The 13,674-nt window shown below is 38.1% G+C and carries 10 protein-coding genes; 2 read left to right on the top strand and 8 right to left on the bottom strand.

The window, feature by feature from the left end:
- Positions 1-94: 94 nt before the first annotated feature.
- The 8 genes from rpsI to NU09_RS14860 form a co-directional block, all read right to left on the bottom strand.
- Complete coding sequence (rpsI, locus tag NU09_RS14895; protein WP_129752104.1) at positions 95-481, bottom strand: 30S ribosomal protein S9; 387 nt, start codon at positions 479-481, stop codon at positions 95-97.
- Positions 482-937, bottom strand: coding sequence for a 50S ribosomal protein L13 (rplM, locus tag NU09_RS14890; RefSeq protein WP_129752103.1), 456 nt, complete (start codon positions 935-937; stop codon positions 482-484).
- Positions 938-1,146: 209 nt separating this feature from the next.
- Positions 1,147-1,521 (bottom strand): hypothetical protein, encoded by a 375-nt coding sequence (locus NU09_RS14885; RefSeq protein ID WP_129752102.1) that lies wholly within the window; start codon positions 1,519-1,521, stop codon positions 1,147-1,149.
- A 32-nt stretch (positions 1,522-1,553) separates the two neighbouring features.
- Entirely contained in the window at positions 1,554-2,111 is a 558-nt protein-coding gene (locus NU09_RS14880; RefSeq protein WP_129752101.1) for a hypothetical protein, read from the bottom strand.
- Positions 2,112-2,245: 134 nt separating this feature from the next.
- The gene (locus NU09_RS14875) at positions 2,246-5,113 is read right to left on the bottom strand and encodes an alpha-amylase family glycosyl hydrolase (protein ID WP_129752100.1); all 2,868 of its coding nucleotides are present in this window, start codon (positions 5,111-5,113) and stop codon (positions 2,246-2,248) included.
- Between the two features lie 56 nt (positions 5,114-5,169).
- Positions 5,170-6,270: a SusE domain-containing protein gene (locus tag NU09_RS14870; RefSeq protein WP_129752099.1), complete on the bottom strand. Its 1,101-nt coding sequence runs from the start codon at positions 6,268-6,270 to the stop codon at positions 5,170-5,172.
- A gap of 21 nt (positions 6,271-6,291) precedes the next feature.
- Positions 6,292-7,893 (bottom strand): RagB/SusD family nutrient uptake outer membrane protein, encoded by a 1,602-nt coding sequence (locus tag NU09_RS14865; RefSeq protein WP_129752098.1) that lies wholly within the window; start codon positions 7,891-7,893, stop codon positions 6,292-6,294.
- Positions 7,894-7,903: 10 nt separating this feature from the next.
- Positions 7,904-10,861 carry a SusC/RagA family TonB-linked outer membrane protein gene (locus NU09_RS14860; protein ID WP_129752097.1) on the bottom strand — a complete coding sequence of 986 codons (2,958 nt, stop codon included), beginning with the start codon at positions 10,859-10,861 and terminating at the stop codon, positions 7,904-7,906.
- A 227-nt stretch (positions 10,862-11,088) separates the two neighbouring features.
- Here NU09_RS14860 and NU09_RS14855 point away from each other — a divergent pair, with 227 nt between their 5' ends.
- Both NU09_RS14855 and NU09_RS14850 read left to right on the top strand, forming a co-directional pair.
- Positions 11,089-12,111 carry a LacI family DNA-binding transcriptional regulator gene (locus NU09_RS14855; RefSeq protein ID WP_129752096.1) on the top strand — a complete coding sequence of 341 codons (1,023 nt, stop codon included), beginning with the start codon at positions 11,089-11,091 and terminating at the stop codon, positions 12,109-12,111.
- Between the two features lie 203 nt (positions 12,112-12,314).
- Positions 12,315-13,667: an MFS transporter gene (locus NU09_RS14850; RefSeq protein ID WP_129752095.1), complete on the top strand. Its 1,353-nt coding sequence runs from the start codon at positions 12,315-12,317 to the stop codon at positions 13,665-13,667.
- Positions 13,668-13,674: the final 7 nt, after the last annotated feature.

Genomic DNA, 13,674 nt, shown 5'->3' with positions numbered 1-13,674 from the left:
ATGCTAAACTAACTCCCTTGCGGGACAACAACACTTTGTTTTAAATTCAATAATAAAAAATGAACTGAATCGAAATAATTTCGACAACAGCATATTAACGTTTAGAGAACTGGAATCTTTTACGTGCTTTTTTCTGACCGAATTTCTTACGCTCAACCATTCTAGGATCCCTTGTTAATAAACCTTCCGGTTTAAGGATGCTTCTGTTTTCAGCGTCAACTTCGCACATTGCTCTTGCGATAGCCATTCTTACAGCTTCTGCCTGTCCTGTTATACCACCTCCGTATACGTTTACTTTTACGTCAAAGTTAGAAGCGTTCTCTGTCATTGCAAGAGGTTGCATTACTTTGTACTGTAAAGTAGCTGTAGGGAAATAAGTTTCTAAGTCTTTTTTGTTAACGGTGATTTTACCGTTACCTTCAGTAACGTAAACACGCGCAACAGCGGTTTTTCTTCTACCGATTTTGTGAATAGTAGCCATTTACTTTAGATCGTTTAAGTTAACGGTTTTAGGTTTTTGAGCGTCATGTTTGTGCTCAGAACCTACATATACATTTAAATTACGGAATAGCTCAGCACCTAATTTGTTTTTAGGTAGCATTCCTTTTACAGCTTTTTCTACTAATACTGCAGGGTTTTTAGCCATTACATTTTTAGCAGTCATGCTTCTTTGACCTCCAGGGTAACCAGTGTGGCGGATATAAGTTTTGTCCTCCAGCTTGTTTCCTGTTAGATTGATTTTTTCTGCATTAATAACAATTACGTTATCTCCACAGTCCACGTGCGGTGTATAATTTGTTTTGTATTTACCTCTAAGAAGCATAGCAACTTTTGAAGCAAAACGGCCCAAATTATGACCTTCAGCGTCAACAATAATCCACTCTTTCTGAGCAGTAGCTTTGTTAGCTGAAACTGTCTTGTAGCTTAATGTGTTCACAATAAATTATTTTAATTAAACATTCCATCCCCAATAAAGGGGATGCAAAAGTACAATTATTTATTAGAAATTCAAATAGATGTAAAAATTATTCTTTTTGAGATAATTTTTTGAAGATGAGAGGGGTAAAGGTATGCTAATTATTTAATTATGGCAGGAATAAAATTACCATTAACTATTTAAGTAAACTTTATATTATAAAGGATGTTTTATTCGTTGTTTTCCTGCCAGTCTCCATAAGTTTCATAAAATTTATCATGAAGCATTTCCTCTGATTCCAGTTCTTCATCTTCACCCATATCCTCAAGCTTAATGCCTGTCCATTCACCTGCAGGGTTTGTTACCCCGTCTATAAGACAGAAAATATCGAACACAACTGAAGCGGCTGTGTCGGCAGTTATTTTTTGCAAAGCACTTTTTAAAACAGAATTATTGTTTATTTTTCTCAGCTCTTCTTTTTCAGCCTCTGTAAGCTCACTACCTGGAGGGTAGGTAATATCTTCTGATAATTCATTACTATAGCTGTTAATACTGTTATGTATTTCGAGCATTAATGAGTTTAGGTTTGAGTCTGAAAGAGGCATGGTTTTAAATTTTTGCTAAAATAGAAAAAATACTAATCCAATGGCCTTAGCGTATTGCTGTACACCAATACAAAAGGACTTTCTTTGTTGGAATTGTCTTTTTGAAGATAGATAAACTTGTGCTTTTTAGCCTGTTTGCTGTCTATCATGATATCTTTTTTAGTAAGGTTTTCAAAAACCTTTACATCTTTTGTATTGTCTATGGTAAGTTTATCAGCATAGCCTGTTTTTACGTTAGATATAAGATAACCGCTAAAAAGTCTTTTATCTTCGGATGTTACCACAATCTTTTCTCCCTTAAAGTTTTTAGTAAAGATAAGCAGTGAGTAATTGTCTTCGGTAGCTTTAGACTCTTCCAGTATTTTTTGTTTTTCCCTGTCTGATACCGAAAGAAAGTCATCCCTGTATTGTATGTTATAATGAGCGCGGGAGCCAGATGTGGTTGTTGAAGATCTTTTTGTGGTAGTCCCTGAACGTGATGCAGTTGTTTTTTTTGATTTGTTGTTACTGCCAAATACATTGTTCACGGTGTCGCATTGTGTAAATAATAGTGCTGTTAAAAGCAAAAGAACGATTTTTTGTATTCTCATTTTCATTTTCATTTCAAATAGGAACGCAAAATTACCGCTCACATTTTATTTTTCACATTTCTTTATGATTTATATAACAAAAAGCCCCCTGCTTGACCAAGAGGCTTTAAGAACTTAACTAAAACTTGCTCAAATTAATCTTTTATCATTTTAAAAGTATTCTTGTTGTTATAAGAATCGCTAACCTTAACAAGGTATAAACCTTTTGCAAGTGTACTGATGTCATAAACATCATAAGCCAGCGATTCGCCAAATGTTTTTACCAATTGCCCTGTAATGCTGTATATTTCAACACTGGTTACATCGGCTGTTAAGGTAAACTGCGTAGTTGCAGGGTTAGGATACAGTACTACTTTTTGAGTTTCAAACTCACTGTTACCCAGTTCTACCTGTTTGTTACCATATATCCTGAATTCTCCGGCAGGAAGGTTTATAACACCGTTTACATCGGTAACCTCAATTTCCTCATTGTTCATTAAGTTATACCATGTACCTGTATAAGGGAAATCAGGATCTATGTTTTGAGCTGTAACATTAAAGTTAGATATAACAACCACATCTTTAAGGTCGGCACTTGTTAGTGCATCGTTCCAGATATGGATTTTTGGAGTAAGCGAATTACCCGATGAAGGAGTTATTTGGTAATCGCCTTCAAAAACATCTTCCTGTTGTTTTAGGTAATTAAGCCTGCTCCATGTATAATATATTTTTTGACGTGTAATGTCGTTAATCCAGTCTTCATCCCATTGTGGTTGCGGCTTAGTGTCCAGCTTGCAGTCGCCATCGGTACCGCCAGGTAGATTTACTGTTCCGTTATTACAGGTAAATATAGAGAGCTCATAACCCAGGTCACCAAAATGCCATATCATTTTTGGCCCCGGTACAGGCAGCAGTACTGCTCCAAGAGCCTGCATTCTTTTAAGCGCAATATTCAGGTCTTTTACATTGTGTGAAGCATTACTGCTGTTACCATACTCAAGGTTTTTAAACATTAATCGTTCTTCGTCGTGGCTTTCGGCATAACCTACAAGTCTTTTGGCGGTAAAGCCACGGCTGTTGCTGCCTACTCTGTTTATGTTAGAGTTATCGGCATAACCCATTGTAAGCTGGTTGTATTGGGCATTAAGAATACCCCACATCATTATACCCTTACCTTCGTCAATTTTGTAGTTAGCCCATTGCTGTTCTTCGGCGTCTGTACCTAAGTGTTCAAATATTGCATAATGGGTAGGATCAAGGCTCCATGAATAATCTACATATTCTTTAAGTACATCAACCCTGTCCTGCTGATAAGCATTGGTACAGGCTTCGTCGTTAGCTGTACAGTTTTGGGTAAAACCTTTTGTAAGGTCCCAACGGAAACCATCTATATGAAATTCTTCAACCCAGTGCTTAACAACCCTTTTTACGTAGTTTTTGGTTCTTGCCTGTTGATGATTAAAATCGTTACCTACATTATAAGAGTGTTTTGCCTCTGTATTAAAATAAGGGTTCTCGGTACTTGGACCTCCCCAGCCGTCTCCGTCAGGGTCATCCATCCACATTCTTACCATTGGGTTACGGCCAAAGGCATGGTTTAGAGCAACGTCAAGTATAACGGCAATACCGTTTTCATGGCAAAGGTCTATAAACTCCTTAAGTTTATCGGCAGGGCCATAAAACTTATCGTTTGCAAGATGAAACGCCGTGTTGTATCCCCAGCTTTCGTTGCCTTCAAACTCCATAACAGGCATAAGCTCTATGGCGTTTACATTTAGGTTTACAAAGTAGTCTATCCTGTCTATAAGATCCTGATAGCTCATATCCGAATCAAAATCCCTAACAAGCACCTCATATATAATAAGGTCTTCGTTTTTAGGCTTTACAAAATCGGTTACCTGCCAGTCATATTCAGCCTGACCGGTTTGAAGTACTGTTACTTCGCGTTCCTGTCCTGCAGGATATGCTGGTAAATTAGGGTATTTAGATACAGGTATGTACGGGTCATCATAAGGAGACAGTACTAAAGTAGAATAAGGATCGGCTGTTTTAACCAAAGCAGGAGAATTGGCAATAGGTGTTTCATCAACCACCCAATACTGATAAGTGTAAACTTCGCCGTCTGTTAATCCTGTAAGTTCCAGCCAGAATTTACCTGAATTCGTGTCCTTTTTCATGGCATAGGCCGATGTAGGCTGCCAGTTATTAAAACTACCCGCTACATATACAAAATCCTTACTTGGAGCATCTAAAACCAATACGGCTTTAGTGGCATCAGTTTCGTTATAAGTAATACCGTCTTCATAATCCTGAGGCATGGCCTCTTCCAAACTGCCCGGATTTACTATTGCCGAGAATGTTTTGCTAATAGAATTAGCACCTTGGGTAACTACAAGTTCGTAGTTTCTGTTTGAGGTAACATTACTGTCGGTATAATTATAAGTACTTACATCTGTAGCAGTATTTATGCTAATACCGTTAGCAAACAATTCGTAATTGGCAGTACCACCTGTGTTAGTGGCTGCTATGTTAAAGTTACTTCCCGAAGTAATAATAGTATTGCTGTTATTTGCAGGAGTGGTAAGCGAAACCTGAAAGTTACCTACCTGTAAAATAATGTCCTGTGATTTTTTATCGCCGTTAGCATCTTTAGCCTTTACTAAAAAGCCAATGGAACCTATTCCTGTCCTGTTATAAAAAGTAGTAGGAACAAAGGTCATTGTATAGGTATCGGTACCTGAGTTGTATGTGAATTTATTAGCTTCGTTTGAGCTTCCCCATGAACCATTGGTAGGGCAGTCCATAGAGTTTTCGTCGTTAAGATCATAAGACCAGCCCCAAAGGTACAGAGCATTGCCTGTAATGCTCCATGTAGCTTCGTTAACGCTTGAACCGTTAATGGTGATGGTGATAGACTCATTTTCATTAAAGGTAGTGGGCGAAACCGAATAGGTAACATTTTGCTGTTGCGTAAAACCTATTGAAGCGGTTAATAAAAGTAATAGTTGAGTAATTTTTTTCATGATGATAAAAAGATAAAAAGGGCTGTTTAACACAGCCCTTTTTTAAAACAATTATATTAAAGTCCTGATACGGAAACAACTCCGTCAAAAGCTACCGAGTATGTTATGGTAGTTGCACCAGCCGCTACGGCAATGTCTCCGGCACCATTATCATAAGCTACCATAGGGTCACTGTTTCCTGTCTGGAAAGCCCATTCGTTGCTGTAAATCGCATCTCCTGCATTCTTACATCTAAATTTCATGTTATCCTGAGTTAGGGTAACATCGATAGAGAAGCTATTGCTATCAAAATCATAGGTCATAGCAGTTTCACCATCCCATCCGCCAGGAGTAGCTGCACCAATAATACCCCAGTTCATTTTAACAGATTTGTAGGTTAGTTCATCAATGTTTACCTGAATATAGTATAGGCCCTGACCATCATTTTCGGCAACTTTGATATCACCGCTTCCTCCAGAATTTTCAAGGTTACCATCCTGAACGCCACCAATAACACCATAGTTTCCGTTATCCCAGCTTCCCTGTTGGCCTATAAATTTAAATCCGTCACCAGGAGCTACTTTAAGATAGGCTTCATATACCTTAGTAATACCGTCACCTATATATCTCATTTCTATTGCAGTAGTGTTATCCCATGCATTAAGTCCATAATAAGCCTGAGGTGCACCTACTAGGTATAAAGGTGGTACTACCGATACATATGGTGTTACGGTAATGGTTGCAACATTACTGTATAAAGGTTCAAACGTATCATTTACACTTGCTTTTACTCTAACCTGATAATCTGCTTGCTCAAAGGCTGTTCCTCCGGCTGCAAGTACAGCATTGTTTAACGATTCTACAGAAACAGATAACTGGTTTTCACCAATTACAGAACCTAAAACTTGTGGAGAGGCAAATTCAGCTCCATCCATGTCGATTTCTAGTGTGTAAGTAATTGCAACATCTTCTCCAAAAGTGGCTGATGACCATACAAAACGTTCTGCCTGCTCAGAGGCCTGCTCAATTGTAAGGACATAACTATTGCCGTCTTCAGGGGCTGCTAATACAGGAGCATCTCCGGGTATAATAACCGGCCTGTCTTCTACATCGTCGTTGCTACATGAAAATGCAAGCACTCCAAATAAAATAAGTAATGATTTTGATATATTTTTCATCTTTAGTAAATGTTAGTTTTATTAATATCCTGTGTTTTGTTGTAATGACGGATTAGCAGTTATTGCTCTTGAAGGTATCGGGAACAGTTTAAGATGTTCTGATATAGGGGAACCATTAATCGCATCGCCTTTCCACTGCCATAGGTAAGAACCACCGGTAAATTTGCCAAAACGTATTAAATCGGTACGTCTGTGGCACTCCCAGTATAGCTCTCTTGCTCTTTCATCAAGAATAAAGTCAAGATTTAAGTTTGCTTCAGTAATTGTAGGAGCATTGGCTCTGTTCCTTAAAACATTTACATAATCTCTTGCTTGTGTTAAAGACCCATGACCCCTAACAGCTAACTCTGCATATATAAGATAAGCGTCTGCAAGTCTAAATAGAGGGAAGTCGGTATCTACGAAATTTAAACCGGGATCAGATCCGTTTTCGCCATTAGATTTTTTATTACTCCACTTAGTAATACCATATCCGTAAATTTCATTAGAGATGTTTGTCAAGTCAAGAGTCTGGCCTTCTGTATGGAATTTAGCCCTGTTATCAGTAGCTCCGGATATATCATCAAATTTATTAACAAACTCTCTTCTTGTTCTTAATCCTTTCCATCCTGTATTAACACCAAAATCACTAGCGTTCATAGAACTCAATATAGCAGCGTGAATTATATAGTAAGTACCTCCACCTGTGGTATATTGGCCATCAAACCTTACAGGGAATATAAATTCGTTTTGTGCACCATTGGTGTCATTGTCAGCCATAAACAGGTAAGAATAAGGAACCTGTGCAATCTGGTAGCTGGAAGCCAATACATCATTTATGGCAGCTGCTGCTTCAGCATATCGGTCTTCGCCTATGTATACTTCAGCATTAAGCAGTACATTAGCTAAAAGCATTTTTGCAGCTACTCTGTCGGCACGGCCATACTCGTTAGTTTGAGAAGCTTTTAAATCGGCATCTATAGCATTAAGTTCGTCTACAATGTAGTCAAATACCTCTTGCTTGCTTTTTTGTTCAGGGAAAAAGAAGCCCACAGGGTCGTTTTCTGTAACAATAGGAATCTTACCAAAAAGGTCTAGTGCATGCCAGTAAGACAATGCTCTAAGAAAGCGGGCTTCAGCTCTGTAAGACTGCATGTCTGCTACAATGGCAGGGTCAACAGGCCTGCTGCTAACTTTCTCGTCTGTAGACTGTCTTAAAAACTCGTTTGCTAAGCTTATCTGGTAAAAAGTTCTTGAATACATTACATAGATAAACTCATTGTTACTGGTCCATGTATGTGTATTCATAGATGGTAAGTTACCATCCTGCCATGCAATTACTGCTTCATCAGAAGGTAGTTCCTGCATAGTAAAAAGAGATCGCAAATAAGGGCTAAAGTCATTTCTTATACCGCCTATATCTTCTCCTCCGTCTCCTTCACCAATACCTGCTCTTGCAAGGCCTCCATATAGTTTTGCCAAAAACATTCTGTAGGCCTGAGGGTTTTCATAATATTTTTCTGCAGTGAAGTCATCATCGTCCTGTGGTACAACATCAAGGTCATCTGTACAGGAAATTCCCATAGATGCTATTAGCAGAAGTAATAGCGCTCTTAAGGTTAATATGTTCGTAAATTTTTTCATAGGTCAATTTTTAAAAGTCTAGGTTTACTCCAAACATGAACATTCTCGCACGAGGATAGATAGTATTGTCAATACCACTGAATATTTCAGGGTCTACACCATCATAATCTGTAATAGTAAGTACGTTTTGAACACCAACGTTTACTCTTAGTTTTGAATTCTGGTAACCCAGTGGGTCCATAATTGTGTATCCCAGTGTAATGTTGTCAAGCTTTATCCATGATGCGTCCTGAATATAATAGTCTGAGAAAAACCTGTTATTACCCTCTTCAAGGAAACCTGTGTTATAAAAGTCAGAATGTATATTACTGATTACATCATTGTATCTTATTCCTGCCTGTAAAACACCAGCGTTAGAAGCTACGTTGTTGTACATATAGTTTCCTACACTTGCTCTCCATGCCATAGAGAAATCAAAGTTTTTGTAGGCCATATTGTTCTGGAAACCAAACGTAAAGTCAGCATATGGTTTTTTGTATCTGTATCGGTCATTTTCATTAATTATACCGTCTTTGTTTCTGTCTACATATACACCTTCTACAGGTTTTCCGTTAACATCATACACTTGTTCGTATACATAAAAAGAAAAAGGGGAATAATCAACAGAATGTACCTGGATAGTATTACCCCCACCACCTTGTATATCTCCGGTAGGTATGTCTACACCATTTGCAAGGTCATTAATTTCACGATCGTTATAGAACATGTTGAAGTTTACATTGCAGTAAAAATCCTGGCTTTGTACTATGTTATAGTCTATCATGAATTCAAAACCTCTTGTTGTAAAGCTACCAAAGTTTCTAAAGCCCTGATTTGTTAGGTTAGCTCCGTCAGGATAAGGAACAGAGGCAAGAAGATCTTCAGATTTTTTTTCAAAGAAGTTTAATGAACCAGTTAGCCTGTTGTTAAAGAAGCCATAATCTAAACCAATAGTCTTGTCTGTAGTTTCTTCCCATTTTAAGCCTGTATTATAACCCTGTGGACGTCCGTATGGAACAAAAATGTTTCCGAACTGATACTGCCCCTGAGTAGATGTTGAAGTGGTGTATCTTGGTATATACTCATAAGCTGCGGCGATGTCCTGCTGTCCTGTAACACCAAGGCCTACTCTCAGCTTAAGATCTGAAATGGTTTTTGAGTCTTTAAGAAATGCTTCTTCACTAATTCTCCAAGCAAAAGCACCGCTGTAAAAATTACCCCATCTGTTTTCTGGTGAAAAACGAGAAGTACCATCTCTTCTGTAATTTAAGGTAAGCAGGTATTTCTTGCTGAAGTCGATATTCATTCTGGCAAAATAACTCTGCAAGTTAATGTCAGGGTTTGTATTAACGTCTGCAATTGAATTAGGGTCATAAATATTACCACTGTTAAATTGTTCTGCTTCAAAAAGCTGGTAAGAATAACCACCGGTAAGGTCTAAGTTGACTTTACCTATTTCTTTAGCATAAACCAGGTAGGCATCCAGTAGTTTGTTTTGTCTGCTGTCAGTAAATGTAGTTAAAGACCCGTAGTTAACAAAGTTTCCGTTGCTATAAGAGCCTGTTGAGTATCCTGCAGGACTCATGTTAGAAAGAGTGTTAGTTCCGCTACCTTCCTGTTTGTCTAATCCAAGGTTTAATACAGCTCTTAAATCTTCAAAAAAGTGAAATTTATAATCAAATTGTACGTTACCATAAATTCTTCTGTTGTCAGTTACATTTCTTCTTTGCTCTAATAAAGAAACGGGGTTCATTTGGGAACCTGTAACAACTCTGTCTCCATCTGCCTCAAGCCATTCAAAATATCCTCCATAATAAGAGTCGGCATCATAAACAGGCTGTGTTGGGTCAAAGCGTAGAGCATTTCCTATTGCACCTTCATCAGCAAAACGATTGTCCTGCCATGTAACATTTGCATTTAAATTAATTTTAAGATGATCGTCAAAGAAAGAAGGGTTTAAAGCAAGTGAAGTTGTTGTTCTTTTAAATTCACCTGTTTTTAAAAGTCCCGGTACATCTGTGTATCCTACAGATAGTCTTACAGGTAACGTCTTAAAAAGGTTTCCTGTAAGGGTAAGGTTACTGTTAACTGACATGGTGTTTTCAAAAATCTCATCTTGCCAGTCAGTGTTAGCATCTCCTAAAAGGGCTACTTGCGTAGGTGTTCCAAACTCATTTACAAGATTCCTGTAATCACTTGAAGAAAGCATGTTTACCTTTTTGGCAAGAGTATTATAAGTTGTCAAGGCGTTAAAAGAAACTTTAAGATCACCTTTGTTTCCTTTTTTAGTAGTAATAATTATTACACCATTTGATGCTCTTGAACCATAAATTGCTGTTGCCGAGGCATCTTTTAAGATAGAGTATGATTCAATATCATTAGGGTTAATTGAAGCAAGAATACTTGTAGAACCTCCTACATTATCATTGCTTATAGGTAGCCCGTCAATAACGATAAGGGGAGAGTTGTTTGCTCCTAATGAGGCACCTCCTCTAATCCTTATGTCTGATCCTGATCCCGGAGCACCATTTGTAGCGATAGTAACACCGGCAACCCTACCATTTATCTGGTTTTCTGCGGTAGCATTAAAGCCTTTATTAAAGGTTTTAGGAGTAATTACTTCAACTGATCCTGTTGCATCTTTCTTTTTAACAGTACCATATCCTACAACCACTACTTCTTCAAGTTGAGTGGTATCCTCCTGTAAGCTAATAGTTAGGGAGGATTGTCCGTTGTATTCAATAACCTGATCGGCATAACCGATAAAGCTGAATACAATGCGTTGCCCGTTGTTAATGTTGGGGAGGGTAAAGTTACCATCAAAATCGGTAGCGGTACCGTTTGTAGTACCCTCAACAATTACGTTTACGCCCGGGAGTGGCTCACCGGTTGCGCCATCACTAACTGTTCCTGTTAAAGTGCTCTGAGCCAGCATGTTTAAAGGGAGCAGTAGTAACAAAAGCAATAACTTTTTATACATTGTTCTCATTACAATTTGTTTGGGTTAATTTTGTGTTTTGTTTTTGCTTATAATTCACTTCGAATGTTAAAATTATGTAAAATCCTGACTCAAAAAAACGTTTTCGTATTTACAACCCACCGAAAACGTTTGCGTGTTGAAAACTTTTCTTAATTTACAATAATTGCGTGAGAATATTGCTACTAATAAAATTTAAGATTACCTTTATTTACGAAATGTTATTTTTTATCGATAAAATGAAAAGAAAAGTCACGCTAAAGCAAATTGCAAGAGAACTGGATGTATCTATTTCAACGGTTTCAAAATCACTAAGAAACAGCCCCGAAATAAGTGAGGATACAAGACAAAAAGTTCAGGCATTTGCCAAACTATATAACTACAAGCCAAACAATATTGCATTAAGCCTTAAGAACAAGAGGACAAAAACGATTGGGATTATCATTCCGGAGATTGTGCATCACTTTTTTGCTACAGTTATTAGTGGTATAGAACAGGTAGCAAATGAAAATGGCTATAACGTAATTGTATGTCTTTCAGACGAGTCGTTTGATAAGGAGGTTATAAATATGGAGATGCTGGCAAATGGCAGTATAGACGGATTTATTATGTCGCTTTCTAAAGAAACCCAGCTTAAAAAGGACTTTCACCATATAGTAGAGGTTATTAACCAGGGTATGCCGGTTGTTATGTTTGACAGGATTACTAACGATGTATTTTGCGATAAAGTAATAATAGACGATCAGATGGCGGCTTATGAGGCTGTGGATTATCTTATAAGCAAGGGCTTTAAAAAGATAGCACTTGTTACTACGGTAGATTATGTTAGCGTTGGTAAACTCCGTACAGAAGGTTACCTTAAAGCACTTAGAGACCATAACATGCCAATAGAGGAAGAAATGATCGTTAAGATAGAGGATATAGAAAACTGCTCGGTTAAGATTGAGCGATTGCTGGATGAGCAAAAGCCCGATGCCATATTTGCGGTTAATGAGCTTTTTGCGGTAACAAGCATTAAGCTTGCAGCAAAAATGGGGGTTAATGTTCCCGAAGACCTTTCGGTTATAGGATTTACCGATGGTATCATTTCGCAGTTCTCTACACCTAGCATAACCACGGTTAGCCAAAACGGAATTAAGATGGGAGGCCGCGCTGCGAAAATGCTGATTGACCGACTTGAAATGGAGGAGGAAGACGAACATTACCGTACCGAAGTAATAGAAACTCACTTGGTAGAGAGAGAATCTACGCCAACGTTGTAGTTTTGTTTAATTAGTTGTAATTCAGTGTTTTGAAAACCGTGTTTTTGAGCCTGCTCTAAAAAAATTAATATTTAAAAGCATAGTATTAGATTAAAAATAATATATATTTGTCACTGATTATCAAAGCTTATACTTCACTTCGCAACAAAAAGTAAGTTTTGATAAGCCACGCGCTTATCGTATTATAAATTTAAATTACGATAATGGAAAAGCGTAGATTAGGTTTTCTGGAAATCTGGAACATGAGTTTCGGATATCTTGGAATCCAAATGGGCTTTGCATTACAAAATGCAAATGCCAGCAGAATCCTTCAGATTTTTGGTGCCGATGTGCACAGCCTTTCCTGGTTTTGGATTATAGCCCCGTTAATGGGACTTATAGTGCAGCCTATAATAGGGCATTACAGCGACAACACCTGGACACGTTTTGGCAGGAGAAAGCCATTCTTTCTTGCGGGGGCATTACTTGCTTCCATAGGATTGGTGTTAATGCCGCAGGCCGATATTTTTATATCGCTTATGCCGGCCTTATGGGTAGGTGCCGGTTTCCTAATGATTATGGATGCTTCCTTCAATATTGCCATGGAGCCTTTTAGGGCACTGGTGGCAGATAACCTTAGGAGCGATCAGCGTACATTAGGTTTCAGTGTACAAACGGCATTAATAGGTTTTGGAGCAGTAATCGGTTCTGTATTACCTTATGTAATAACTAACTGGTTTGGTGTTTCAAATGAAAGGATAGGGGATAGTGTTCCTTTAAATCTTACACTTTCTTTTATTATTGGCGCCGTCGTGTTGGTAATAAGTATACTGGTTACGGTTTTAACGACTAAAGAGTATACGCCCGAAGAAATGGAAGCATTTGAAAAGGCTACAGAACCTGAAGTGGAGGCTATAAAGCCAAAACTAACGGATATCTTTAAGGATTTTGCTAAAATGCCTTTAACAATGCGTCAGCTAAGCTGGGTACAGTTTTTCTCCTGGTTTGGCCTTTTCGGTATGTGGGTATTTACTACTCCGGCCATTGCACAGCATATTTATGGACTTTCCATTAACGATTCATCCAGCAACGAATATCAAAACGCAGGAGACTGGGTAGGTATTCTGTTTGGGGTGTATAATGGTGTATCTGCCGTATTCGCTTTCTGTTTACCTTTTATAGCTGCTAAGTTGGGAAGGAAGCTTACACACTCAATATCACTTTTTATTGGTGGATTAGGTTTGCTTTCAATATACATTATGCCAAATGAAGACTGGGTTGTAGTTTCCATGATTGCTGTTGGTATTGCATGGGCAAGTATACTTTCTATGCCTTATGCCATACTTGCGGGTTCCATTTCACCTAAAAAAATGGGCGTATACATGGGGATATTCAACTTCTTCATTGTTATACCGCAAATTGTAAATGCGCTTATAGGAAGCCCTATTGTAAAATATGTTTACAACGGCAATGCTATTTATGCAATTATGACAAGCGGTGTGAGCTTTATTATCGCAGCCCTTCTTGTGTCGAGGGTTAAAGACGTTGATGACGTTAAATCAAAGGAAATACTATAACAGGAAA

The sequence above is a fragment of the Flavobacterium beibuense genome, from assembly GCF_004151245.1.
GTDB classification, from domain to species: Bacteria; Bacteroidota; Bacteroidia; order Flavobacteriales; family Flavobacteriaceae; genus Flavobacterium; species Flavobacterium beibuense_A.
Note: the sequence above shows the minus strand (reverse complement) of the source record. Positions and strands in the feature narration are given on the sequence as shown.

What these genes read in the sequence shown, in the direction of transcription:
- rpsI (WP_129752104.1), bottom strand. Translation starts at nt 481, where the DNA reads ATGGCTACTATTCACAAAATCGGTAGAAGAAAAACCGCTGTTGCGCGT.
- NU09_RS14885 (WP_129752102.1), bottom strand. Translation starts at nt 1,521, where the DNA reads ATGCCTCTTTCAGACTCAAACCTAAACTCATTAATGCTCGAAATACAT.
- NU09_RS14880 (WP_129752101.1), bottom strand. Translation starts at nt 2,111, where the DNA reads ATGAGAATACAAAAAATCGTTCTTTTGCTTTTAACAGCACTATTATTT.
- NU09_RS14875 (WP_129752100.1), bottom strand. Translation starts at nt 5,113, where the DNA reads ATGAAAAAAATTACTCAACTATTACTTTTATTAACCGCTTCAATAGGT.
- NU09_RS14870 (WP_129752099.1), bottom strand. Translation starts at nt 6,270, where the DNA reads ATGAAAAATATATCAAAATCATTACTTATTTTATTTGGAGTGCTTGCA.
- NU09_RS14865 (WP_129752098.1), bottom strand. Translation starts at nt 7,893, where the DNA reads ATGAAAAAATTTACGAACATATTAACCTTAAGAGCGCTATTACTTCTG.
- NU09_RS14860 (WP_129752097.1), bottom strand. Translation starts at nt 10,861, where the DNA reads ATGAGAACAATGTATAAAAAGTTATTGCTTTTGTTACTACTGCTCCCT.
- NU09_RS14855 (WP_129752096.1), top strand. Translation starts at nt 11,089, where the DNA reads ATGAAAAGAAAAGTCACGCTAAAGCAAATTGCAAGAGAACTGGATGTA.
- NU09_RS14850 (WP_129752095.1), top strand. Translation starts at nt 12,315, where the DNA reads ATGGAAAAGCGTAGATTAGGTTTTCTGGAAATCTGGAACATGAGTTTC.